General features: G+C 52.5%; 19 protein-coding genes. 17 read left to right on the forward strand and 2 right to left on the reverse strand.

Going from position 1 to position 24,504, the window contains the following annotated elements; all coding sequences use genetic code 11:
- Window positions 1-26: 26 nt before the first annotated feature.
- Window positions 27-1,802 (reverse strand): 30S ribosomal protein S12 methylthiotransferase accessory factor YcaO, encoded by a 1,776-nt coding sequence (ycaO, locus tag DQM29_RS06875; RefSeq protein WP_111739997.1) that lies wholly within the window; start codon window positions 1,800-1,802, stop codon window positions 27-29.
- 190 nt (window positions 1,803-1,992) lie between these two features.
- Between ycaO and ansB the strand changes: the two genes are divergently transcribed.
- The 12 genes from ansB (at window position 1,993) to kdsB (ending at window position 16,105) form a co-directional block, all read left to right on the forward strand.
- Complete coding sequence (gene ansB / locus DQM29_RS06880; RefSeq protein ID WP_111742024.1) at window positions 1,993-3,042, forward strand: L-asparaginase 2; 1,050 nt, start codon at window positions 1,993-1,995, stop codon at window positions 3,040-3,042.
- Window positions 3,043-3,357: 315 nt separating this feature from the next.
- The gene (serC, locus tag DQM29_RS06885; protein ID WP_111739998.1) at window positions 3,358-4,443 is read left to right on the forward strand and encodes a 3-phosphoserine/phosphohydroxythreonine transaminase; all 1,086 of its coding nucleotides are present in this window, start codon (window positions 3,358-3,360) and stop codon (window positions 4,441-4,443) included.
- Window positions 4,444-4,552: 109 nt separating this feature from the next.
- Complete coding sequence (locus DQM29_RS06890) at window positions 4,553-5,272, forward strand: aspartate/glutamate racemase family protein (protein ID WP_111739999.1); 720 nt, start codon at window positions 4,553-4,555, stop codon at window positions 5,270-5,272.
- 59 nt (window positions 5,273-5,331) lie between these two features.
- Window positions 5,332-6,615: a 3-phosphoshikimate 1-carboxyvinyltransferase gene (gene aroA, locus DQM29_RS06895; RefSeq protein ID WP_172622641.1), complete on the forward strand. Its 1,284-nt coding sequence runs from the start codon at window positions 5,332-5,334 to the stop codon at window positions 6,613-6,615.
- Window positions 6,616-6,825: 210 nt separating this feature from the next.
- On the forward strand, window positions 6,826-7,503 hold the full coding sequence (gene cmk, locus DQM29_RS06900; RefSeq protein WP_111740001.1) for a (d)CMP kinase: 678 nt from the start codon (window positions 6,826-6,828) through the stop codon (window positions 7,501-7,503).
- 143 nt (window positions 7,504-7,646) lie between these two features.
- Window positions 7,647-9,326: a 30S ribosomal protein S1 gene (rpsA, locus tag DQM29_RS06905; protein WP_111740002.1), complete on the forward strand. Its 1,680-nt coding sequence runs from the start codon at window positions 7,647-7,649 to the stop codon at window positions 9,324-9,326.
- A 123-nt stretch (window positions 9,327-9,449) separates the two neighbouring features.
- Entirely contained in the window at window positions 9,450-9,737 is a 288-nt protein-coding gene (gene ihfB, locus DQM29_RS06910; RefSeq protein ID WP_111740003.1) for an integration host factor subunit beta, read from the forward strand.
- Window positions 9,738-9,984: 247 nt separating this feature from the next.
- Window positions 9,985-12,288 (forward strand): DNA internalization-related competence protein ComEC/Rec2, encoded by a 2,304-nt coding sequence (locus tag DQM29_RS06915; protein ID WP_111740004.1) that lies wholly within the window; start codon window positions 9,985-9,987, stop codon window positions 12,286-12,288.
- Between the two features lie 35 nt (window positions 12,289-12,323).
- Window positions 12,324-14,072: a lipid A ABC transporter ATP-binding protein/permease MsbA gene (msbA, locus tag DQM29_RS06920; RefSeq protein ID WP_111740005.1), complete on the forward strand. Its 1,749-nt coding sequence runs from the start codon at window positions 12,324-12,326 to the stop codon at window positions 14,070-14,072.
- Window positions 14,069-15,049, forward strand: a complete 981-nt coding sequence (gene lpxK, locus DQM29_RS06925) for a tetraacyldisaccharide 4'-kinase (RefSeq protein ID WP_111740006.1) — start codon at window positions 14,069-14,071, stop codon at window positions 15,047-15,049. The genes msbA and lpxK overlap by 4 nt, the downstream gene beginning before the upstream one ends.
- 121 nt (window positions 15,050-15,170) lie before the next feature.
- Window positions 15,171-15,353 carry a Trm112 family protein gene (locus tag DQM29_RS06930; protein ID WP_111740007.1) on the forward strand — a complete coding sequence of 61 codons (183 nt, stop codon included), beginning with the start codon at window positions 15,171-15,173 and terminating at the stop codon, window positions 15,351-15,353.
- Window positions 15,350-16,105 (forward strand): 3-deoxy-manno-octulosonate cytidylyltransferase, encoded by a 756-nt coding sequence (kdsB, locus tag DQM29_RS06935; protein ID WP_111740008.1) that lies wholly within the window; start codon window positions 15,350-15,352, stop codon window positions 16,103-16,105. The genes DQM29_RS06930 and kdsB overlap by 4 nt, the downstream gene beginning before the upstream one ends.
- 44 nt (window positions 16,106-16,149) lie before the next feature.
- On the opposite strand, the gene elyC is transcribed toward kdsB, so the two are convergent.
- Window positions 16,150-16,917: an envelope biogenesis factor ElyC gene (gene elyC, locus DQM29_RS06940; RefSeq protein ID WP_111740009.1), complete on the reverse strand. Its 768-nt coding sequence runs from the start codon at window positions 16,915-16,917 to the stop codon at window positions 16,150-16,152.
- 135 nt (window positions 16,918-17,052) lie between these two features.
- Here elyC and cmoM point away from each other — a divergent pair, with 135 nt between their 5' ends.
- Genes cmoM through DQM29_RS18710 form a run of 5 tightly spaced genes read left to right on the forward strand, consistent with a single transcriptional unit; the run spans window position 17,053 to window position 24,402 of the window.
- The gene (cmoM, locus tag DQM29_RS06945) at window positions 17,053-17,853 is read left to right on the forward strand and encodes a tRNA uridine 5-oxyacetic acid(34) methyltransferase CmoM (RefSeq protein WP_111740010.1); all 801 of its coding nucleotides are present in this window, start codon (window positions 17,053-17,055) and stop codon (window positions 17,851-17,853) included.
- Window positions 17,846-19,168 carry a chromosome partition protein MukF gene (gene mukF / locus DQM29_RS06950; protein ID WP_111740011.1) on the forward strand — a complete coding sequence of 441 codons (1,323 nt, stop codon included), beginning with the start codon at window positions 17,846-17,848 and terminating at the stop codon, window positions 19,166-19,168. The genes cmoM and mukF overlap by 8 nt, the downstream gene beginning before the upstream one ends.
- The gene (mukE, locus tag DQM29_RS06955) at window positions 19,149-19,871 is read left to right on the forward strand and encodes a chromosome partition protein MukE (protein ID WP_111740012.1); all 723 of its coding nucleotides are present in this window, start codon (window positions 19,149-19,151) and stop codon (window positions 19,869-19,871) included. The genes mukF and mukE overlap by 20 nt, the downstream gene beginning before the upstream one ends.
- Window positions 19,868-24,190 (forward strand): chromosome partition protein MukB, encoded by a 4,323-nt coding sequence (gene mukB / locus DQM29_RS06960; protein WP_415270861.1) that lies wholly within the window; start codon window positions 19,868-19,870, stop codon window positions 24,188-24,190. The genes mukE and mukB overlap by 4 nt, the downstream gene beginning before the upstream one ends.
- A complete protein-coding gene (locus DQM29_RS18710) occupies window positions 24,178-24,402 on the forward strand; it encodes a hypothetical protein (RefSeq protein WP_415270862.1) in 225 nt (74 codons plus the stop codon). The genes mukB and DQM29_RS18710 overlap by 13 nt, the downstream gene beginning before the upstream one ends.
- Window positions 24,403-24,504: the final 102 nt, after the last annotated feature.

Below are 24,504 nucleotides of genomic sequence, written 5' to 3' on the forward strand. Positions count from 1 at the left end.
TATGCGGGTTAACGGCGATCTCGCTTTCAATTAACCTGATAGTGCGCCCGCTTGGCGGCCTGTAGCTTTTCATAGGCGCTCAGCAACGCACCATGCGCTGATAAAGAGGAAAGTTCGGCATCGATATCGAACAGTCCGTAAAAGCGCGTTTCGCCTCGGATGGCTCGCCAGGCCGCATCCACCGTTTCCTCTCCATACATACGGATAAATGCGGGATTGTATAGCTCAGGCTCCCTCTCTTCCTCATCAACCAGCATTAAAAGAAGGGTAGTTAGGCAGCGATAGTAGTTGCTTTGCTCTGGCGTAAACAGTGAAGCGTTGAAGTCCTGTGTCCACTCTACCCAGCTCAGCGCCTGTTCCAGATCGCCGCCGGCCAGTGCCAACATGGCCTTGAGTTCGCCAATGCGGAGGCTGCTCCAGCCGTTGCCGGAACCCGTTGCCATGCCTAAAAGCTCGCGAATACGAATGGCGTCATCCAGCCCCTCATCGTCCAGCAGAGCGATAAGCGCCAGATACTCTTCCTGAGACCACTGACTGGAAGGCAGTGACAGGAGAGTCTGCCGAAGATGAATCGCCATATTGTTGTTGGCAAGAACAAGGTCTTCGGCAGGGTAGATGTCTGACATTCCGGGAGCGAGGATCCGGCAGGCGTCAACGCCGAGGTGGGCGTAGTCGGCAATGTAAACCTCTACGTCTTCGCGGCGGAAAATATCCATCATTGCCGCAAACTCTTCTTCCGTGGTGCCGCTGAAGTCCCAGTCCACAAAGTCATAGTCAGACTGCGCTTTGAACAGATCCCAAGAGATAAGTCCGCTGGAGTCAATAAAATGAGTTTCCAGATTGGCGTGGTCGGCCACTTCTTCGTTATCAAAAGTCGGGGCGTTGAAAACGTCTAGGTCTTTCAGGCTCCTTCCCTGTAGCAGTTCGGTGACCGTACGCTCAAGGGCAACGCCAAAGTCAGGGTGAGCGCCAAAAGAGGCGAAGCAGCTGCCGTTGTGTGGGTTAAACAGCACTACGCAAATAACCGGATACTGGCCGCCAAGAGAGGCATCGTAGGCAAAAATCGGGAATCCTTCCGCTTCAAGGGCACTGATGGCCTCTTTTACCGGCGGATAGCGATCGATGACTGCATCGGGGATGTTCGGCAGGCTTATCGCTTCGGCAATGATGCGGTTTTTGACATAGCGCTCGAAGATTTCTGACAGTGCCTGTACTCGGGCTTCATTGCGGTTGTTCCCCGCAGACATGCCGTTAGAGACGTAAAGATTGCCGATGATATTGACCGGAATATAGACCGTAGCGTCATCTGACTGGCGTGCAAAGGGAAGGGCGCAGATACCCCGTTCAGCGTTGCTGGACTGAAGGTCAACCAGCCCGCTGGCCGTCAGGCTTTGTTCTGGATCGTAGAAAGCAAGCAGGCGATCGTCGAGCAGGCCTTCTGGCAGTGATTCATCTTCAGGAATAGAGAACCACTTTTCGTTGGGATAGTGAATGAAATCCCCTTCAGCAACGGTCTGCCCCAGATAAAAGTCGGCAAAAAAGTAGTTAGTCGACAGGCGCTCGAAGTATTCACCCAGTGCGGAAGCCAGTGCGGCCTTGCGAGAAGCTCCTTTTCCGTTAGTAAAGCATAGGGGGCAGTCCTTATCCCGAATATGGACTGACCACACGTTAGGAATAGGGTTTAGCCAAGAAGCTTCTTCAATGTGAAAGCCCAGTTGAGTCAGCTTTTGCTGAAAGCGCTCAATGGAGGTTTCCAGCGCGGCGTCTTTGCCGGGGATAAAGGTTTGTGGAGTGCTCTGCATGGTCATCGTCTCGATAGTAGGCGGTAGCCGAGTTGGCCGTTTTGCTCGCGGCATAATACGGGGTTTTCGTTTAAAGCTCTACTGCATGAGAACACAGGGCATTTTGCGGGCGGTATCTCACAGAATAATCGAGGAATTATCGATAGGATGCGTTGTAGTTTTAATGTTCTTTCTTATTGGAGATGTGAATATGTCCGTATTTAAGAAATTGACTCTTGGCCTTGCGCTTTGCTGTGTGAGTTCCCTGACGGTAGCTAAACTGCCGACTATTACTGTCTTCGCCACGGGAGGAACTATTGCTGGCGGCGGCGCGTCTGAAACCCAGACTAACTACGTTTCTGCCCAAGTTGGGGTGGAGGGGTTGGTGAATGCTGTTCCGGCGTTAAAAGACATTGCCACTATAAAAGGAGAGCAGATTGTCAGTATCGGCTCTCAGGATATGAATGATGAAGTGTGGTTAAAGCTGGCGAAGTCCATTAATGAACAGTGCTCAAACAGCGATGGTTTTGTCATTACGCACGGTACTGACACAATGGAAGAAACGGCGTATTTTCTAAACTTGACGGTTAGCTGCAGTAAGCCAGTTGTTCTGGTCGGCGCCATGCGCCCGTCAACAGCGATGAGCGCAGACGGCCCATTCAACCTTTATAACGCCGTAGTTGTTGCATCCTCACCGGATTCTAAAGGGCGGGGTGTTCTGGTTGCCATGAACGATACGATTTTGGACGCCCGAGATGTGGCTAAGACGAATACTACCGGCGTACAAACCTTTATGGGGCCAAACTATGGTGCGTTAGGCTATATCCACAACGGTAAAGTTGACTATCAGCGTATGCCTACAAGACAGCATGCCCCTAAAGCGCGGTTCAATGTAGATAAGCTGACTGAGCTACCTAAAGTTGACATTGTCTACAGCTATGCGAATGCTTCTCCTGCGCCGGTAAAGGCGTTGGTTAACGAAGGTGCAAAAGGTATCGTTAGTGCAGGGGTAGGAAATGGCAATATGTATAAAGGCATTTTTGATGCTGTTGTGCAGGCTAAAGAGCAGGGCGTTGTGATTGTTCGCTCGTCCCGCGTTCCCAGCGGAGCGACAACCCGCGATGCTGAGGTAGATGACAACAAATATGGCTTTGTGGCTTCCGGCACGTTGAATCCACAAAAGGCAAGAGTGCTTTTACAGCTGGCGCTGACGAAGACCTCCGATCCCGCTGAAATTCAAGAGATGTTCAACAAGTATTAATGAAAGAGTGACACACGCGGCAGAGTTGGGATATCCGACTCTGCCGCTTTTCATTCTCGCTGCTGACCTTAAGTAAGGTGCAGGCTTCGAATCATCTCTCCCGCTTGAAATAGCAATGTGGGTAAATTCCACATTTACTCACTTCTTCTCACTTCTTCATTTAAAAAAGAAAACCGCCAAACAAAAAGAAAAGGCCAATATTTCCTGCATGAGAGAAGAGATAAGCATTGCAGCAAAACTAAGTGAATGATAAAACCGATAGTCTCGTTTTAATTTCTGCTTCTTTGAATACGCTTATCAGGACGGTGAACACAAATGGCACAAGTTTTCAATTTCAGTGCGGGGCCGGCGATGCTACCGGTTGAGGTATTACGTCAGGCGCAGCAGGAGCTGTGCGATTGGCAAGGGCTCGGCACTTCGGTTATGGAAATTAGTCACCGCAGCAAAGAATTTATGCAGGTTGCTGAAACTGCGGAACAGGATCTGCGCGATCTGATGAAAATTCCTGACGGCTATAAGGTTCTTTTCTGTCACGGCGGCGCTCGCGCTCAGTTTGCGGCAGTACCGCTTAACCTGCTGGGCAGCAGCGCACAGGCGGACTATATCGACGGCGGCTACTGGGCACATAGCGCTATACAGGAAGCGGAAAAATACTGTACGCCGAAGGTTATTGATGTAAAAACGCAGGCCAATGGGCTTACTGCTATTCGTCCGATGCGTGAATGGGCCCTGAGCGACTCATCGGCTTTTGTGCACTTTTGCCCCAATGAAACGATTGACGGTATCGCCATTGATGAGCAGCCCGATTTCGGCGACAGGATTGTGGTTGCCGATATGTCATCCAATATTCTGTCCCATCAGGTTGACGTTAGCCGCTATGGCTTAATCTATGCGGGCGCACAGAAAAATATTGGCCCAGCGGGGATCACCGTGGTCATCGTGCGGGAAGACCTGCTGGGGAAAGCTCGTAAAGAAACGCCGTCTATTTTGGACTACGCGGTTCTGGACAAAAACGACTCGATGTTTAATACGCCGCCTACCTTTGCCTGGTATCTGTCTGGTTTGGTGTTCAAATGGCTCAAGGCTCAGGGCGGCCTGACTGAGATGGCGCGTCGCAATGAAGAAAAGGCGCAGCATCTTTATCATGCCATCGACAGCAGTGATTTTTATCGTAACGGTGTGGCGCCTGCCAACCGCTCCAAGATGAACGTTCCCTTCCAACTGGCTGATGGCGAGCTGGATAAACTGTTCCTGGAAGAGTCTAAAGCGGCCGGTTTACACGCTCTGAAAGGGCACCGTGTACTTGGCGGCATGCGCGCGTCGCTGTATAACGCTATGCCTTTGGCTGGCGTGCAGGCGTTGACTGAGTTTATGAGCGATTTTGAACGTCGTCATGGCTAATTGCCCTATCAGAAAATCACGACAGACCACTTTCGGCACCGTCTCCTGCCGAGAGTGGGATTCATCATTTCTCACGTAATATGACGATAGTGCGTCAGGGAGCGACATCATGAAAACCATCGGCCTGATTGGCGGTATGAGCTGGGAATCGACTATCCCTTACTACCGTCATATTAATGAAACAGTAAAGCACCGTCTGGGCGGGCTTCATTCCGCAAAGGTCGTTCTTTACAGCGTAGACTTTGACGAAATTGAACGCCTCCAGCATCAGGGGGACTGGATAGCAGCAGGCGAGGTGCTGGCTGGCGCAGCTCGCCGCCTGAACAGTGCCGGAGCCGACTTCTTAGTGATCTGTACCAATACTATGCACAAAGTGTATGAACAGGTTGCTGACGCGGTGCCAATCCCGGTATTTCACATTGCTGACGCGACTGCGCGAGCCATTCAACAGGATGGCCGAAAAAAGGTTGGGCTGCTGGGGACGCGATTTACCATGGAACAGGCGTTTTACAAAGGGCGGCTGGCGGAAAAATACGGCGTTGACGCTATCGTTCCTGACGAGTCTGACCGAGAAATTGTGCACCGCATCATCTATCAGGAGCTGTGTCTAGGCAAGATTGAAGACGCTTCCCGTCGTGAGTTTCAGCGAGTGATACAGACACTGGTCGATCGGGGCGCTGAAGGCGTTATTCTCGGCTGTACTGAAATCGGTTTGCTGATAGAGCCGAACGATGTCTCTGTTCCCGTTTATGACACGACAGAAATTCACGCTGTGGGCGCAGCTGAACTTGCGCTGGGCGGCTCAGTCAGTGCTGAGTTGAAGAGCTGAATAGCAGAGCTAATTTTTTACCCGTTTACTTTGATAATAAAAGAGAAAATCTATTTATGCTGGAATCTTTAACCCTACAGCCGGTCGCCCGCTTTGATGGCGAAATCAATCTGCCGGGTTCAAAAAGCGTGTCTAACCGCGCTTTACTGCTTGCCGCGATGGCGCAGGGCACAACGCGATTAACTAACCTGTTGGACAGCGATGACGTTCGCCACATGCTGAACGCGCTGAAAACGCTGGGTGTTCACTTCCAACTTTCAGACTGTCGGACGATTTGCGACGTTGAAGGCCAGGGTGGGCGACTCAAGGCTGCTTCTGCCGTTGAGATCTTCCTTGGCAATGCGGGAACGGCAATGCGCCCACTGGCGGCTGCGCTAAGTCTAGGGGAGGGGGACATTATCCTTACCGGCGAGCCGAGAATGAAAGAGCGGCCGATTGGTCATCTGGTGGACGCTTTACGCCAGGGCGGCGCACAGATTGACTATCTGGAGCAGACTAACTACCCGCCTTTGCGGCTTCGCGGGGGCTTTGTGGGCGGCGATATCGCTGTTGATGGTTCGGTGTCCAGTCAGTTTTTGACGGCGTTGCTGATGGCGGCACCGCTGGCGGAGAAAGATACAACCATCTCGATTATTGGTGAGCTGGTATCCAAGCCGTACATTGACATTACGCTGCACATGATGCGCGACTTTGGTGTTGACGTGGTCAATGAAGACTACCGCCGCTTTCTGATTAAGGGGCAGCAGGGCTATCGCTCTCCCGGCCGCTATCTGGTTGAGGGCGACGCGTCGTCAGCCTCCTATTTTTTAGCCGCTGCGGCTATTAAAGGCGGAAAAGTCAGAGTTACGGGCATTGGTAAAAAGAGCGTGCAGGGCGACATCCGCTTTGCTGACGTGCTGGAAGCCATGGGGGCTCAGATTGAATGGGGCGACGACTTTATAGAATGTCGTCGCGGCACTCTGAAGGGCATCGATATGGATATGAACCATATTCCCGACGCGGCGATGACCATTGCAACAACGGCACTGTTCGCTGAAGGTGAGACCTGTATTCGCAACATCTATAACTGGCGAGTTAAAGAAACCGATCGGTTAAACGCGATGGCAACCGAGCTGCGCAAAGTTGGTGCTCAGGTGGAAGAAGGGGAAGACTATATTCGAGTCACTCCGCCAGAAGCCTTGAAGCACGCAGAGATTGAAACTTACAACGACCACCGTATTGCTATGTGTTTCTCGCTGGTGGCACTGTCCGATACGCCAGTGACGATTCTGGATCCAAAGTGTACTCACAAAACGTTCCCTGACTATTTTGTGCAGTTCGCTCGTTTGAGTCACGATCTCTAACCTACCACTCAGCTTCCTGCGCTGTTGCTGCATTTGTTGCAACAGCGCAGGAACGTCTCTCTTTCTTATTGATCTTGCTTGTGTTGCTTTAAAAGTCACGATTCATTCGGCATGCGTTCTATTCGCTAGCGACCTAGATGCGTATAATGGCCGCCGATCCGTTTCTGAGACACAGTTCTGAAACACAAGTTTTTATCTAAGGAGTACATTATGGTGGCAGTGGTGCCGGTTATTACCGTCGACGGCCCAAGCGGCGTTGGAAAAGGCACGCTTTGTCAGGCGCTAGCTCAAAAGCTGGGATGGCACCTGTTGGACTCCGGCGCGATTTATCGCGTTTTAGCGCTGGCCGCGCTGCATCACGATGTTGATCTGTCCTCCGAAGATGCGCTAGTGCCGCTGGCAACCCATCTGGACGTGCGCTTCGTTTATGAGCAGAGTGGCCTGCAGGTCATTCTGGAAGGTGAGGTTGTTACCAACGAAATTCGCAATGAGAGAGCAGGGGCAGCAGCTTCTCAGGTTGCCGCGTTTCCTCGCGTACGTGAAGCGTTGCTGCGCCGGCAGCGCGCCTTTCGAGAGGCTCCGGGGCTTATTGCTGACGGCCGGGATATGGGGACGATTGTCTTCCCCGATGCCCCTGTAAAATTTTTCCTTGATGCCAGTGCCGAAGAGCGCGCCAGACGGCGCATGCTTCAGTTGCGGGATAAGGGGGAATATGTTACATTCGACCGCCTTTTGTCCGAGATACAGGCTCGTGACGCACGGGATCGCAATCGAACCGTGGCGCCGCTAGTACCTGCGGCTGATGCGCTGATGCTGGATTCTACCCATATGAGTATTGAGGAAGTGATCCAACACGCATTAGAGCATATACAGAATGTGCTAAAATAATACTTGCCTATCGCTTGCCTAAACAGGTCAGGCGGTGGGTTTATGTGTAACTCTCTCGCAAGGAATGCGGCGGAGTATGTATAACAACCCCACTAAACCGGATGTCTGGTGGACGTTAATTAAATATCCTGAAGATTAACATTATGACTGAATCTTTTGCTCAACTCTTTGAAGAATCCCTGAATGAAATTGAAACCCGTCCGGGTTCCATTGTACGCGGCGTCGTTGTTGCTATTGATAAAGACGTTGTTCTGGTTGACGCGGGTCTGAAATCAGAATCTGCTATTCCAGTAGAACAGTTTAAAAACGCGCAGGGCGAACTGGAAATTCAAGTTGGCGATGAAGTTGACGTAGCGCTGGACGCTATCGAAGACGGCTTTGGCGAGACTCTGCTGTCTCGTGAAAAAGCCAAGCGCCACGAAGCCTGGATCACTCTGGAAAAAGCGTCTGAAGAAGCCGCTACCGTTATGGGTGTTATCAATGGCAAGGTCAAGGGCGGCTTTACCGTTGAGCTTAACGGTATTCGTGCGTTCCTGCCGGGTTCACTGGTTGACGTTCGTCCCGTTCGCGACACGCTGCATTTAGAAGGCAAAGAGCTAGAGTTCAAGGTTATCAAACTTGACCAAAAGCGTAACAACGTTGTTGTTTCTCGCCGCGCCGTTATCGAATCCGAAAACAGTGCAGAGCGCGATCAGCTGCTGGAAAACCTGCAAGAAGGTATGGAAGTCAAGGGTATCGTTAAGAACCTGACTGACTACGGTGCATTCGTAGACTTGGGCGGCGTTGACGGCCTGCTGCACATCACCGATATGGCCTGGAAGCGCGTTAAGCATCCGAGCGAAATCGTGAACGTTGGTGACGAAATCAACGTGAAAGTGCTGAAGTTCGATCGCGATCGCACTCGCGTTTCTCTGGGCCTGAAGCAGCTGGGCGAAGATCCATGGGTCGCTATCGCTAAGCGTTACCCAGAAGGCACCAAACTGACTGGCCGCGTGACCAACCTGACCGACTACGGCTGCTTCGTTGAAATCGAAGAAGGCGTTGAAGGCCTGGTACACGTTTCAGAAATGGATTGGACCAACAAGAACATCCATCCGTCCAAAGTGGTTAACGTTGGCGACGTGGTTGAAGTTATGGTTCTGGATATCGACGAAGAACGTCGTCGTATCTCTCTGGGCCTCAAGCAGTGCAAAATGAACCCGTGGCAGCAGTTCGCAGAAACCCATAACAAGGGCGAGCGCGTTGAAGGCAAAATCAAGTCAATCACTGACTTCGGTATCTTCATCGGTCTGGACGGCGGCATTGACGGTCTGGTTCACCTGTCTGATATCTCTTGGAACGTGGCTGGCGAAGAAGCCGTTCGCGATTACAAGAAGGGCGACGAAATCGCTGCCGTTGTTCTGCAGGTTGATGCAGAGCGCGAGCGTATCTCTTTAGGCATCAAGCAGCTGGCTGAAGATCCGTTTAACAACTACATGGCGAACGTTAAGAAAGGCGCCATTGTTAAGGGTAAAGTCACTGCAGTTGACGCAAAAGGTGCTACAGTTGAATTAGCAGACGGCGTTGAAGGCTATCTGCGCGCTTCTGATGCTAGCCGCGATCGCGTTGAAGATGCGACCACTGTGCTGAGCGTTGGCGACGAAGTTGAAGCCAAGTTTACCGGCGTTGACCGTAAGAACCGTGTAATCAGCCTGTCTGTTCGTGCTAAAGACGAAGCCGATGAGAAAGAAGCCGTTGCTACTGTTAACAACAACAGCAAGCAGGAAGAAGGCGGATTCTCTAACGCAATGGCTGAAGCATTTAAAGCGGCTAAAGGCGAATAATGGCGAGGGGCGGCTTGCCGCCCCTTCGGTAGTTGAGCGGATATATACCCTAAATAATTCGAATTGTAGGAAGGCTAACGCATCTGCAGCTTGAAGTATGACGGGTATAAGCTTGGAGGAACGATGACCAAGTCAGAACTGATAGAAAGACTCGCTGGTAAACAAACTCATTTACCAACAAAAGTGGTTGAGGATGCAGTGAAGGAAATGCTGGAGCATATGGCGGCTACGCTGTCAGGCGGCGAACGCATTGAGATCCGTGGGTTTGGCAGTTTTTCTCTTCACTACCGTGCTCCGCGCGTTGGGCGCAATCCGAAGACGGGTGAAAAAGTGGAATTGGAAAGTAAATACGTTCCCCACTTTAAGCCAGGCAAAGAGTTGCGCGATCGTGCGAATATTTACGGCAATTAGCCGTAACTGTTAGCCAAATAAATGTAAAAAAGCCCGAGGTGGGTAACTGCCTCGGGTTTTTTATTGCCGATAACATTTTCTCTTCCTTTTAATTTCCGCTGTTTGGTTTTGCGGGCTTCTTCACAACTCCTAAGTCTATTTTCTTAACAAAAGACGGTTTCTCTGGCGACTGGCCGCAAACAGACGGTTTGTGTCTGGTTTATAGCCATCTCTTCTTTTACAACAGCGCCATGTTCACCAAGATATTATGGAATTGCGCTTGTTCTTTAGGCTGTCGTTTGACGCGGTCGCAGTTGCGGCCGCTGTGGGTATCGTCCCCCTGCTGTTCATGGCTGAACTTCCCTCTCCAATGGTGTGGTGGAGTATGGTGTTTGTTGCCTGCGGAGCGGCGCTTTTTCGCTATCGACTTTGTCGATGGATAAGCCTTACGCTGGCTTTTTTCCTCTGGGGAACCCTGTGTGCTGGGCGCCTGTGTGACAGTATCGAACACTATGCCGGTCAGCGAGCTGTCGTTGAAGGCTATGTAGTGAGTGCGAGTTTGCATTTGGATAGACAAGCAGCAGGCAAAATCTTCTATGTCGATAGCGTAAATGGACGGCCGCTATCGTTAACGGAGCGCCTCTCTTTATCGCTGGCTTTTCCTATGGGCACTGAGTCTATTCGTGAACAAATGCAGGCAGGGCAGCGCTGGCGCCTTTCTGTAGACTTCAGGCCCGTTCACTCTCGGCTTAATGAAGGTGGCTACGACAGGCAGAGAGGGGCAATGGCAAACGGTCAGCCTCTGATTGGGCGCATAAAGTCGGCTGAACGCCTAGATGACTCGCCAAGTTTTAGGCAGCGGCTTATTTCTCGCGCTCTTGAAATAACCGCCGGGTTGGAATACCGCGATGTGTTAATGGCGCTGGCTTTCGGTGAGCGGGAGCTTATGTCTAAGGAGAACCGGCAGCGCTTTATGAAAACCGGAACGGCTCACCTGATGGCGATTTCCGGGCTACATGTGGTTTTCGCCGGTGCATTTGGCGCTATTGGGGCTCGCGGCGTTCAGCTTCTTCTTCCATGCCGCTTTATTGAGCCTCGCTTTCCCCTGCTGGTTGGGTGGTGTACCGCTGCCGTGTACGTTTGGCTGGCCGGCGCTAATCCTCCTGCGGCAAGAACCCTTTGCGCGATGAGCGTTTATCTGGCGCTGAGGCTAGGTGGGTTTCACTGGTCTTCATGGCAGATTTGGCTGCGCTGTATGGCTTTTTTGCTGGTGCTGGATCCTATGATGGCGATCTCCGACAGCTTTTGGCTTTCCTGCCTAGCCGTGGCTGGGCTGATTTTTTGGTTTCAGTGTTTTCCTTTGGCGGAGAAAGGGGGGCGATTTAGCTTTATCGGCGGTTGGCTCTCGGCGCAGATAGCCATGATGGTATTGCTTTTGCCACTTCAATTTTTACTGTTTCACGGCCTGAGCCTTAGTTCCCTGTTTGGGAATGCGGTAGCTATCCCTGTTGTATCGTGGTTGGCCGTTCCTTTGATTTTATGCGGGCTAATAACGCTGGGGGTTCCAGCTATCAGCAGCGTCTTTTGGTGGCTGGCGGATCGATCAATCTCTTTTATGATGGCGGCTCTTGGCTATCTGGAATTTGGCTGGATTGAGGTTTCTACCTACGGCGTAGTATTAAGCTTTTTAGGGTGGGGCGTTGCAGTTGCCTGGCGCTTTGGCCTGTGGCACAGCTGCCCGTATTCACTGAGCGTAACGCTCTTTTTATTTTTTCTACCCTGCTGGCAAAATCAAAGTGAGAGATGGCGTGTAGATATGCTGGATGTTGGTCACGGACTTGCCGTTGTTATTCGCCAGAGAAATGAAGCCGTGATATATGATACAGGGCAGCGTTGGGGGGAAACCTCTATGGCGGAGCGGGAAATTATTCCCTTTTTACGCTGGCATGGATTAAAGCTAGTGGGCATTATCCTTAGCCATCAGCATGCCGATCACTCTGGCGGGCTGGAGGAGCTTAGGCGTGAATATCCAGACGCTTGGTTAAAAAGCTCAGTGAACGGCCTAGGCGAGCCGTGTAAACAGAATGAACAGTGGCGGTGGGGAATTCTAGCATTTCAGTCGCTATGGCCGGTACGTCTTACTGACAGCGCCGGTAATGCGGAGTCGTGTGTGGTAAGAGTTGACGACGGGCGCTTCGGGATTTTGCTAACTGGCGACCTTGAACGAGAGCAGGAGCAACTTTTGATTGCCCAATATGGTAGCGTTTTGTCCAGTACCCTGCTTCAGGTTCCCCATCACGGTAGCAAAACGTCATCAACAGCGGCTCTCCTTTTGGCAGCTCAGCCGCAGGTAGCAATGGCTTCAGCGGCAAAGTTTAATCCGTGGCGGCTTCCCGCGAAAAGCGTGGTTACGCGCTATCGGCAGGCCGGTATCAACTGGTATTCTACTTCAGAGGAAGGGCAGCTGAGCGCACTGTTTTATCATGATAATTATCATCTTTTCACGCTGAGAGCACATATAATGCCCCGTTGGTATCACGCGTCATTTGGTTCTTTGCACCATAATGAGTAAAATAACGCGCTTATTCGCATAACGTTGGTATATGAATGATAAACGATAAAGACATTTCAACATGGCAGACCTTCCGTCGGCTGTGGCCCATGATAAAGACCTTCAAGACCGGACTTATCGTTGCCGCTGTCGCGCTGATCTTCAATGCGGGAACAGACGCACTTATGATCTCTCTGCTCAAGCCGCTGTTGGATGACGGATTCGGCAAGTCTGAAAGCAACATACTGGCATGGATGTCACTTGTCGTTCTGGGGCTGATGGTCATGCGCGGTGTGACCAGCTATATATCAACATACTGTTTATCGTGGGTTTCCGGCAAGGTCGTAATGACGGTTCGCCGCCGGCTGTTTAATCACATGATGAGTATGCCCGTCTCCTTCTTTGACCAGCAGTCAACCGGAACGTTGCTTTCACGTATTACCTACGATTCAGAACAGGTTGCCTCTTCGTCTTCGAGCGCACTGATCACCGTCGTGCGTGAAGGCGCCTATATTCTGGCGCTGTTTGGCATGATGTTTTACTACAGCTGGCAGTTGTCACTGATTTTGGTTATTTTGGCACCTGTGGTGTCCGTCGTTATTCGCTTTGTTTCCAAACGCTTTCGCGCCATCAGCAAGAATATGCAAAATACCATGGGGCAGGTAACCGCCAGCGCTGAGCAGATGCTGAAAGGGCATAAAGAAGTGCTGCTGTTTGGCGGCCAGGAAGTAGAAACCAATCGCTTCAATAAGGTCAGCAACCGCATGCGTCAGCAGGGAATGAAGATGACTGCTGCTTCAGCGATTTCCGACCCTATTATTCAGCTGATTGCCTCAACCGCGCTAGCTATGGTGCTGTTTGCTTCCAGCTTTCCTGAAATTATGGGAACCCTGTCAGCGGGAACCATTACCGTGGTCTTTTCATCCATGGTGGCGCTGATGAAGCCGCTGAAGTCATTAACCAACGTGAACGCGCAGTTTCAGCGCGGGATGGCAGCCTGCCAGACGCTGTTTGCGATTTTAGATACCGAAACGGAAAAAGACGAAGGCACGCTGAAGGTCGATCGTGTGAAAGGAGACGTTGAGCTTCGCGACGTTGTCTTTACTTACCCAACAAAAGAAGAGCCGGCGCTGAAAGGCATTAGCCTGACGATTCCTGCTGGAAAAACGGTTGCTCTGGTGGGGCGCTCTGGCTCCGGTAAGTCGACCATTGCCAATCTTTTAACGCGCTTTTACGATATTCAAAGCGGTGAAATCCTCATTGATGGTCACGAAGTGAGGGAATACACCCTGAGCTCCCTGCGAGAGCAGGTTGCCGTTGTCTCTCAGAACGTTCACCTGTTTAACGACACGATCGCCAATAACATTGCCTATGCGCGTACAGAAGAATACAGCCGCGAAGAGATAGAGAAAGCGGCGACAATGGCCTATGCAATGGACTTCATCAAAAAGATGGAGCTGGGGCTGGATACCATGATCGGCGAAAACGGCGTTTTGCTTTCCGGCGGTCAGCGCCAGCGCATTGCTATCGCCCGAGCGCTGCTGCGCGATAGTCCAATTCTGATTCTGGACGAAGCCACCTCGGCGCTGGATACTGAATCTGAACGAGCTATACAGGCTGCGCTGGACGAACTGCAAAAAAACCGCACCTCTTTGGTTATTGCCCACCGTCTGTCGACTATTGAAAAAGCCGACCAGATTTTGGTCATTGAAGACGGTCGCATAGTTGAACGCGGCAATCACGAAGAGCTGCTGCGTAACGGCGGTGTTTACGCCCAGCTGCATCGGATGCAGTTTAGTCAATGATTGAGCGCATCTGGTCAGGAAAGTCAAAGCTCTATCCTCTGCTGCTGCCGCTGTCCCTGCTGTATGGGCTGGTCAGCAGTTTGAGGCGCTGGGGCTATCGACTGGGATGGCTGCGTTCTTGGCGTTCTCCTGTGCCTGTGGTGGTGGTAGGTAACTTAACCGCCGGGGGCAACGGAAAAACGCCTATTGTTATCTGGCTGGTTGAACGCCTTAGCCAAAAAGGGCTACGAGTCGGCGTTGTCTCTCGTGGCTATGGCGGCAAGGCCGAGCGTTATCCGGTTGTGCTGAATAAGGCCACTACGCCCAACGAGGCGGGTGATGAACCGGTACTGATTTTCCAACGCACGGGGGCTCCCGTCGCCGTTTCTCCCGTTCGCCGTCAGGCCGTTGAGGCGCTGCTGTCGCAATATGAACTGGACATTATTGTTACCGATGACGGGCTACAGCACTACGCTTTACAGAGAGACGTCGAGCTGGTGGTCGTTGACGGCGTTCGCCGCTTCGGCAACGGCTGGTGGTTACCGGCCGGGCCCATGCGAGAGCGAGCCAAACGGCTTGAGAGTGTCGATGCAGCGATCGTTAACGGCGGTAGGGCGATGCCGGGAGAAATCCCGATGACGCTGCTGCCTTCTCTGGCCGTTAACCTCGTGACCGACGAAAGAGTGCCTGTCACCGAGCTAGGCTCTGTTGTCGCTATGGCCGGTATTGGCCACCCTCCACGCTTCTTCCAAACGTTAAATAGCCTTGGCGTCAAGCCTGACGCCGTGCACGGTTTTGCCGATCATCAGGATTACACACTGGATACCCTGTCTTCTCTAACGACAGGGGCTCAGTCATTACTTATGACAGAAAAGGACGCGGTGAAGTGCCGTGGGTTTGCAAAAGACAGCTGGTGGTATTTACCCGTTGATGCTCACTTTTCTTCAGAAGACGAAGAGCGTCTGTTATCCATACTGACAGCGGCGATTTCGCGCTGATATTAAGGGTCACAAAAACCTTGATATAGCGCGGGGAAGCGGCGCTTTTGCATGAAATCTTGGTGTGAAATGTGCTATTGTCAGCAGCAGTGTCAATCTTTGCGATTACTAGAGGTTATTCATGGATCATCGACTGTTGGACATCATCGCCTGTCCGGTTTGTGGCGGTAAGCTGGCCTTTAACAAAGAGCGTCAACAGCTTATTTGCAACCTAGACAGTTTGGCTTATCCCGTGCGCGATGGTATTCCAGTGCTGTTGGAAAACGAAGCTCACAAACTGACTCAAGATGAGAAAGCGTCATGAGTTTTATTGCCATTGTTCCTGCACGCTACGCGTCAACCAGACTACCGGGTAAGCCACTGGCGGATATCGCCGGTAAGCCGATGGTAGTTCACGTCATGGAGCGGGCGCTGGAGTCCGGCGCATCCAGAGTGATTGTCGCGACGGATAATGAAGAAGTTAAACTGGCGGTGGAAGCTGCCGGCGGCGAAGTGTGTTTAACCAGCCCGGACCATAATTCTGGCACAGAGCGCTTGGCTGAAGTCATTGACCGCTACGGCTTTAATGATGACGAAGTGATTGTCAACGTTCAGGGGGACGAGCCTATGATCCCTCCGGTTATCATTCGTCAGGTTGCTGACAACTTAGCCTCCTCTGATGCCGGTATGGCGACACTGGCTGTCCCCATTGATGATGTTGAAGAGGCCTTTAACCCTAACGCGGTGAAGGTCGTTATTGACAGCAAAGGCTATGCAATTTATTTCTCCCGAGCGACTATTCCCTGGGACAGAAATCGATTTAGCGTTTCAACGAAAGAGATTGGTGACTTTTACCTGCGCCATATTGGTATTTACGCCTATCGCGCCGGGTTTGTTCGCCGCTACGTCAACTGGCAGCCAAGCCCCCTTGAGCAGATTGAAATGCTGGAACAGCTTCGGGTGCTCTGGTACGGCGAAAAGATCCACGTGGACAAGGCTAAAGAGGTGCCGACCGTGGGGGTTGATACGCCGGAAGACCTGTTCAGGGTCAGAGAGGCTCTGGGCCATCGTTTTTAAATCTGGCACTGCCCGCCGGTACGTTACCGGCGGAGCGTCTGCTGCTACTCTTTGATTTTTAGCCACCAGCTTCCCAGCGTTTCGTACCAGGCGCGCTCGCTGTGCGATAGGTAGAGTGCTGATGGAAACGCTTTTTCCCAAGGGTTTAGCGGTCCATAGGTGGCCATTTGGTTAGCAGGAACCGGGATAGGGTTCAGCCCCGCGTTCTGAAAGATTTTTACGGCTCTGGGCAGGTGATTGGCGGAGGTCACGAGCAGGAAGGGGTTACCGTTAACCAGTTCAGCCACTGCCTGCGACTCTTCAATCGTGTCTTTAGCCCGATCCAGCGCGATGACATTCTGTTTGTCTACGCCAAGGCTTTCAGCCACCATGGCGGCCACTGTCGCACTGGCGACCGGATTAGATTCGGCATAGGCTCCCGTAAACACTAGCTTGCTGCCGGGGATAAGGCGGTGAAGGCGAACGCCCTCTGCGACTCTCGGCAGGCTATTGGGGAAGAGATTGGAGCTGGGAGCCCACTCTGAATTGTAGGTATAGCCGCCGCCGAGTACCACGATGTATTCGATATGGGGCTCACCCTGCGCCTTCGGAGAGTAAGTCGGAAAACGTGTTTCAAGGGGCATGAGTAGTCTATCAGCGACGGGCTGGAGACTAATCAGCAACAGCGTTAACCAGCTTACGGTCATCAGTACTTTGGCGCTTTTTTGCCAGCGGGTGAACCACAGTAGCAGAAGCGCGATAGCCATCGCTGTCAGAAGAAAGGGCAGTGGCAGCAGTAGACCGCCGACGATTTTTTTTAGAGTGAAAAGCATAGATTTTCCAGGCTGATGGTCAGACGGCGTTCAGTGAGAATATCAGGCGTTCATTTTATAGTAAGTTACAGCAATAATAGAAGAATGTGTTGTTGCTTTTAGCCCATTGTTGATAGCGGAGAGAGTCAGTTCGCCGTGAAAGATCGCAATTTTGACGATATTGCCGAAAAGTTTTCGCACAATATTTATGGCACAACGAAAGGCAAAATTCGCCAGGCCGTCCTGTGGCAGGATCTGGAAAAAACGCTGGCCTCTATGCCCGACGGCCCCTTACATATCTTAGATGCTGGCGGCGGTGGGGGCATTATGGCGTGTGAAATGGCAAAACGCGGTCACAGAGTGACCTTTTGTGACATCTCCGAAACGATGCTTGAGAAGGCTCGGCAGTCAGCCATAGAAAACGGTGTGGAGGATAAGATAAAATTTATTCACTGCGCCGTACAGAATGTTGCTGAACGTTTAGATGCGCCAGTAGATCTGGTATTATTCCACGCCGTACTAGAATGGATAGACGATCAGCGCGGTGCGCTCTATGCCGTAGAGCAGTGCCTGAGGCCCGGAGGGGTCTTATCCCTGATGTTTTATAACCATGATGCGCTGCTGTTCCGGAACGTTACGCTGGGTAATTTTGACTATATTGAAGCCGGGATGCGGAAAAAGAAGCGTCGTTCGCTTTCTCCTGATAATCCACTGGTGCCGCAGCAGGTTGAAGGGTGGTTGAGTGACATGGACATGTCGGTGATTGAGAAAAGCGGCGTTCGGATATTTCACGACTACATGCAGGATAAGCAGCACCAGCAGCAGTATTTTGATGCGCTGCTGGCGCTAGAGTTACGCTATTGTCGGCAGGAGCCGTTTGTGAGTTTGGGACGTTATATCCATCTGGTGGCGCAAAAGCCAAACGCATCGAACGTAAGGGATAGAAGCTATGAGTGAATTTTCCCAGACAGTGCCAGAACTGGTTGCCTGGGCGCGTAAAAACGACTTTTCTCTGTCGCTGCCGACGGAGCGTTTGGCGTTTCTGCTGGCGGTCGCCACGCTGAATCACGACCGGCTGGATGGTGAAATGAACGAAGGCGAACTGATTGACGCCTTTCGTCACGTCAGTAAAGCCTTTGAGCAGACCAACGAAACCATAGCGGTTCGCGCCAATAACGCTATTAACGACATGGTTAAACAGCGGCTATTTAACCGCTTTACCAGCGAGCTGGCCGACGGCTACGCTATCTATCGCCTCACGCCTTTAGGTATGGGGATCACTGATTACTACATTCGCCAGCGTGAGTTTTCTACCCTCAGGCTGTCGATGCAGCTTTCCATTGTTGCCCAAGAGCTTAAGCTGGCCGCTGAAGCAGCGGAAGAGGGCGGCGATGACTTCCACTGGCATCGAAACGTGTTTGCGCCGCTGAAGTATTCCGTTGCGGAAATTTTCGACAGCATCGATCTGACCCAGCGCATCATGGACGAACAGCAAACTAGCGTGAAAGAAGAGATTGCGGCCCTGTTGAGTAAGGACTGGCGCGCGGCGATTTCCAGCTGTGAAGGGCTGCTGATGGAAACCTCAGGCACGCTAAGAGAGCTACAGGACACGCTAGAGGCCGCCGGAGACAAGCTTCAGGCCAATCTTCTGCGCATTCAGGATGCCACCATGAGTTCAGCAGAACTGCAGTTTGTCGACAAACTGGTGCTGGATCTTCAGGCTAAGCTCGATCGCATTATTAGCTGGGGCCAGCAGGCGATCGATCTGTGGATCGGCTACGATAGGCACATCCATAAGTTTATTCGTACCGCCATCGACATGGATAAAAACCGCGTATTTGCCCAGCGCCTGCGCCAGACTCTACAAACCTACTTCGATAACCCTTGGGCGCTTAGCTATGCCAACGCGGAACGTCTTTATGACATGCGTGACGAAGAGCTGGCGCTGAGAAACGACGAAGTTACCGGCGAACTTCCGCCGGAAATGGAGTATGAAGAATTTACCGAAATGCGTGAGCAGATTGCCTCGCATATTGAAGCGTCCCTTGAGGTGTTTAAACGCGAAGAGCGGCCTCTCGATCTTGGCGCAGTTATGCGCAGCTACCTGACACAGTTTCCTCAGGCGCGCCACTTTGACGTCGCCAGACTGCTGGTTGATCAGGCCGTCAGGCTGGGCGTAGCGGACGCCGATTTTTCCGGATTGCCTGCCGAATGGCAGCCCATTAACGATTACGGAGCCAAGGTGCAGGCCCATGTCATCGACAAATATTGAACAAGTCATGCCGGCTAAGCTGGCTCAGGCAATTGCCAACCCTTTATTTCCGGCGCTGGACAGCCAATTGCGCGCCGGTCGCCACATTGGAATCGACGAACTCGATAACCATGCCTACCTGATGGACTATCAGGACGAGCTGGAGCGCTTTTACCTGCGCTATAACGTCGAGCTGATACGCGCGCCGGAAGGTTTTTTCTATCTGCGGCCTCGCTCTACAACGCTGATCGCCCGTTCGGTGCTCTCTGAGCTGGATATGATGGTGGGCAAGATCCTTTGCTACCTTTATCTCAGCCCGGAAAGGCTGGCACAGGAAGGGATATTTAGCGGGCAGGAGCTGTATGAAGAGCTGATTGCGCTGTCTGATGAGAGCAAACTGCTGAAGTTTGTTAACCAGCGCTCTACCGGCTCGGACGTTGATCGCCAAAAGCTGCAGGAAAAGGTAAGAACCTCTCTGAATCGACTGCGTCGTTTAGGCATGGTGACGTTTATCGGCAGCGATAGCAGTAAATTTCGCATTAACGAATCGGTGTTCCGCTTTGGTGCCGATGTAAGAAGCTCTGACGATCCGCGTGAGGCTCAGTTGCGCATGATTCGCGACGGTGAGGCCATGCCTTTAGAGAATACCCTGTCACTTTCTGACGCCGATGACGAGCAGGGAACGGATAGCGCAGCGGAGAGCGCGGAGGATGAACTGGAATGAATGAGCGCGGATTAATTGAACGCGGATTCGTTGAGCGCGGAAAGTTTCGCTCGTTAACATTAGTTAACTGGAACGGCTTTTTCGCCCGAACCTTTGACCTTGATGAACTGGTAACTACGCTGTCTGGCGGGAACGGTGCCGGTAAGTCAACGACCATGGCGGCCTTTGTCACGGCGTTAATTCCTGACCTGACGCTCCTGCACTTTCGTAATACCACCGAAGCAGGGGCTACCAGCGGTTCGCGAGATAAGGGGCTGTTCGGTAAGCTCAAGGCAGGGGTCTGCTACTCTACGCTGGACGTGGTGAATTCACGCCATCAGCGCGTGCTGTGCGGCGTGCGCCTACAGCAGGTGGCGGGGCGCGATAAAAAGGTCGACATTAAGCCGTTTATGATTTTCGGTCTACCAGCGTCGATTCAACCCACACAGCTGGTTACCGAAAGTGTCGGTGAGCGGCAGGCGCGAGTTCTGCCGCTGAACGAGCTGAAAGAGCGCGCTGAAGCGATGGAAGGCGTCCAGTTCAAGCAGTTTAATTCAATTGCTGACTACCATGCGGTTATGTTTGATTTGGGCGTTATTCCTAAACGCCTGCGCTCTTCTTCTGACCGCAGCAAGTTTTATCGCCTGATTGAAGCCTCGCTGTACGGCGGTATTTCCAGCGCGATTACTCGCTCACTGCGTGACTATCTGTTGCCGGAAAACGGCGGTGTGCGTAAAGCGTTTCAGGATATGGAATCGGCCCTGCGTGAAAACCGCATGACGCTAGAGGCGATTCGAGTAACTCAGTCCGATCGCGATCTGTTTAAACATCTGATTTCAGAAGCCACCTCTTACGTTGCTGCGGACTATATGCGGCATGCTAACGAGCGCCGCGTTCATCTGGATGACGCGATGTTAATGCGTCGAGAGCTGTTCAGCGGTCGGGCACAGCTTGTCACCGAGCAGTACCGTCACGTAGAAATGGCGCGGGAGCTGGCGGAGCAGTCCGGCGCGCAGTCCGACCTTGAGATGGACTATCAGGGTGCCAGCGACCATTTAAACCTGGTTCAGACGGCTATGCGTCAGCAGGAAAAAATCGAACGCTACAGCGGCGATTTAGACGAACTGACTTACCGTCTGGAAGAACAAAATGAAGTGGTGGCCGAAGCCAACGAACAGTTGGAAGAGCGTCAGGCCGCCGCAGAAGCCTCAGAGATTGAGGTTGATGAACTAAAAAGCCAGCTGGCGGACTACCAGCAGGCGCTGGACGTACAGCAAACCCGCGCTATTCAATATCAACAGGCGCTGGCAGCGCTGGAGCGCGCCAGAGAGCTGTGCCGCATTCCAGAATTGACTATTGAAAATGTCGATGAATGGCTGGAAACCTTTTCTGCTCGCGAGCAGGAAGCCACATCGGCACTGCTCCAGCTTGAACAAAAGCTGAGCGTAGCCGATGCCGCACACGGCCAGTTTGAAGAGGCCTATCGATTGGTATGCCGAATTGCCGGTGAAGTCGGGCGCGATGAGGCTTGGAATACTGCCAAAGCCCTACTGCGGGACTGGCCGTCTCAGCAGCATCAGGCCGAACGCGTCAATGCACTGCGCATTCAGCTGTCCGAACTGGAACAGCGCCTGCGCGAACAGCAGGAAGCGGAACGGCTGCTGCAAGAGTTTTGCAAAAAGTCCGGGCAGGACTATGCAATAGAGGATTTAGACGTACTGCGCGACGAGCAGGAAGTGCTGCTAGAAAGCCTGTCTCAAACAGCGGTCGGCTTTGGCGAACAGCGAATGTCGCTGCGTCAGGAACTGGAGCAGGCCAGTCAGCGAATTAAGATTCTGTCAGATAAGGCACCGGCGTGGATAGCCGCGCAGGATGCGTTAACCACGCTGTCTGAACAGTGCGGCGAAACCCTAGAAAGCAGCACTCTGGTGACTGAGCAAATGCAGTGCCTGCTTGAGCGCGAGCGTGAAACAACGGTTGAACGCGACAAGATTGCCGCTCAAAAGATGCTTGTCGAACAGCAGATTGAGCGCTTGAGTCAGCCTAGCGGTGCAGAGGACGGGCGTCTTCTGGCGCTGGCGGAGCGCTTTGGCGGCGTTCTGCTGTCAGAAATTTATGACGACGTCGTGCTGGAGGATGCTCCATACTTCTCGGCGCTTTACGGCCCGGCTCGCCATGCGATTGTCGTACCTAATCTTGCCCTTATCAGAGAACATCTCGAGTCTCTGGAAGACTGTCCAGAAGATCTCTATCTTATTGAGGGGGATCCACAGTCGTTTGACGACAGCGTGCTGGAAGCGGAAGAAGTGCCAAATGCGGTCGTGGTGAAAGTTTCTGACCGGCAGTGGCGCTACTCGCGTTTCCCTGAAGTACCGCTGTTTGGGCGCGCTGCTCGGGAAAACCGCCTTGAAAGCCTGAGTGCCGAGCGCGAAGCGCTGGCGGAACGCTACGCGACGCTCTCTTTTGATGTACAAAAGACCCAGCGACTGCACCAGAGCTTCAGTCGCTTTGTCGGTGCGCATTTAGGGGTAGCCTTTGACAGCGATCCTGAAGTAGAAATACGCCAGCTGACGACGCGCCGCGGTGAGATTGAGCGGACACTGAACGGCCATGAAGGCCAAGAGCGTCAGCACAAGCAGCAGCTCGATCGCGTTAAAGAAAGCATTGCTCAGCTTAACCGACTGATGCCGCAGCTCCACCTGATGGCGGATGACACCCTGCTGGATCGGGTGGAAACAATCCGTGAGGACTTAGCCGAAGCGCAGGAGGCCGCACAGTACGTGCAGCAGTATGGCGCCGATCTCGCTCGGCTAGAGCCGATAGCGGCCGTTCTGCAAAGCGATCCTACTCAGCACGACAGCCTACAGCAAAGCTACGAGCAGGCGAAAAACGTTCAACAGCAGGCAAAACAGCAGGCGTTTGCGTTGACCGAAGTCGCCCAGCGTCGAGCTCACTTTAGCTATAGCGATTCGGCGGGCATGCTGACGGAAAACTCTGATCTCAACGACAAGCTGCGTCAGCGCTTGGAGCAGGCAGAGTCTGAACGGAGCCGAGCGCGGGAGCAGCTTAAGCAGTCTCAGGCGCAGTGTGCTCAGTTTAATCAGGTCTTGGCATCGCTGAAAAGCGCCTACGAGGCCAAACAGGACATGCTTAAAGAGCTCAATCAGGAGCTCAAAGAGATTGGCGTTCAGGCCGATCCAAATGCAGAGGCCCGGGCTAAGCAGCGCCGCGACGAGCTGTATGCCGCGCTGAGCCAGAATCGCCACAGCTGTAGCCATTTAGAAAAGCAGATCACATTCTGTGAAGCGGAAATGGACAGCCTGCAGAAGAAACTGCGTAAGGTCGAGCGCGACTATCATCAGTTCCGCGAGCTGGTGGTGACTGCGAAAGCCGGCTGGTGTCTGGTCATGCGTTTAGTGAAAGACAACGATGTTGAACGTCGTCTACATCGCCGTGAACTTGCCTACATGGATGCTGATGCACTGCGCTCTATGTCGGATAAAGCGTTGGGTGCCCTGCGTTTAGCGGTGGCTGACAACGAACATTTGCGAGATATTCTGCGCGCGTCAGAAGACGCTAAGCGCCCAGAGAAGAAGATCCAGTTTTATATTGCTGTTTATCAGCACCTGCGGGAGCGAATTCGTCAGGACATTATTCGCACAGACGATCCCGTTGAGGCCATTGAGCAAATGGAGATTGAGCTGGCTCGCCTGACAGAAGAGCTGACAGCGCGCGAGCAGAAGCTGGCGATTAGCTCCAAGAGTGTAGCGAACATTATTCGCAAAACCATTCAGCGCGAGCAGAACCGGATCCGCATGCTGAACCAAGGGCTACAGGCCGTTGCCTTTGGGCAGGTGAAAAGCGTTCGCTTGAACGTCAACGTGCGCGAGTCCCACGCGATGCTGCTGGAAGTGCTGTCTGAACAGCAAGAACAGCATCAGGATCTGTTTAGCAGCAATCGACTGACTTTCTCCGAAGCGCTAGCCAAGCTCTATCAGCGACTGAATCCGCATATCGATATGGGGCAGCGCGCGCCACAGACTATTGGCGAAGAGCTTTTGGACTACCGAAACTACCTTGAGATGGAAGTGGAAGTGTTCCGCGGTTCCGACGGCTGGCTGAGGGCAGAAAGCGGAGCGCTGTCTACCGGTGAAGCGATTGGTACCGGTATGTCCATTCTGGTGATGGTGGTACAAAGCTGGGAAGAGGAGTCCAAGAGGCTGCGCGGTAAAGACATTATCCCATGTCGCCTGCTGTTCCTTGATGAGGCCGCCGACTGGATGCCAACTCCATTGCAACGCTTTTTGAACTGTGCGAACGTCTGGAAATGCAGCTGGTGATCGCCGCGCCGGAAAATATCAGTCCGGAAAAAGGCACCACCTACAAGCTGGTTCGTAAAGTGTTCCAAAACCAAGAGCATGTCCACGTCGTTGGCCTTAAAGGCTTTGGCTCCGTTGATAAAGACAGAGCGCAAAAGGCTAACGAAGAGGGCGATGAAGGCGATACGGAAAGCGATAAAGAAAGTGACAGTTCAGAAGAGTTGTTACACTAAAGATTGTTGATGAGATTGTGTATTGTAGGCGCATTGCGCTAATCTGTAAGTAGAGAGCCGCCAGTGTGGGCGGCTCGGTTTTTCGCATGCCAACAAGTACAG

It is taken from the genome of Leminorella richardii (assembly GCF_900478135.1).
Taxonomy (GTDB): domain Bacteria; phylum Pseudomonadota; class Gammaproteobacteria; order Enterobacterales; family Enterobacteriaceae; genus Leminorella; species Leminorella richardii.